This is a genomic window from Nonomuraea lactucae, from assembly GCF_003313395.1.
Lineage (GTDB): Bacteria > Actinomycetota > Actinomycetes > Streptosporangiales > Streptosporangiaceae > Nonomuraea > Nonomuraea lactucae.
Genome location: NZ_QNFZ01000317.1, coordinates 1 through 548 on the forward strand (window position 1 = coordinate 1; position 548 = coordinate 548).

At 72.4% G+C, this 548-nt stretch carries 1 protein-coding gene; it reads left to right on the forward strand.

The features are described from left to right. A partial coding sequence (locus DQW85_RS21690; protein ID WP_113702111.1) for an aldehyde dehydrogenase family protein occupies positions 1–548 on the forward strand: 548 nt, incomplete at both ends.

Consider the following 548-nt stretch of genomic DNA (forward strand, 5'->3'; position numbering starts at 1 on the left):
CGCAAGACGTACAAGCTGTTCATCGGCGGCGCCTTCCCCCGCTCGGAGAGTGGCAGGTCCTACATCGTGAGCGACCCCAAGGGCGCCTTCATCGCCAACGCCGCCCGCGCCTCCCGCAAGGACGCCCGCGACGCCGTCGTGGCCGCCCGCGCGGCCTTCCCCGGCTGGTCGGCCGCCACCGCCTACAACCGCGGCCAGATCCTCTACCGCGTCGCCGAGATGCTCCAAGGCCGCCGCGCCCAGTTCGCCGACGAACTGCACACCACCAGGAAAGCCGCGCTGGAAACCACGGACGCCGCCGTCGACCGGCTCGTCTGGTACGCCGGCTGGGCCGACAAGATCACCGCCGTCCGCGGCACCGCCAACCCGGTCGCCGGCCCCTACTTCAACCTGTCCACCCCCGAACCCACCGGCGTGGTCGCCATCGCCGCCCCCGACGACCCCCTGCTCGGCCTCGTCTCGGTCATCGCCCCCGCCATCGTCACCGGCAACACCAGCGTCGTCATCGCCTCCCAACCCACCCCGCTGCCCGCCATCACCCTCGCCGA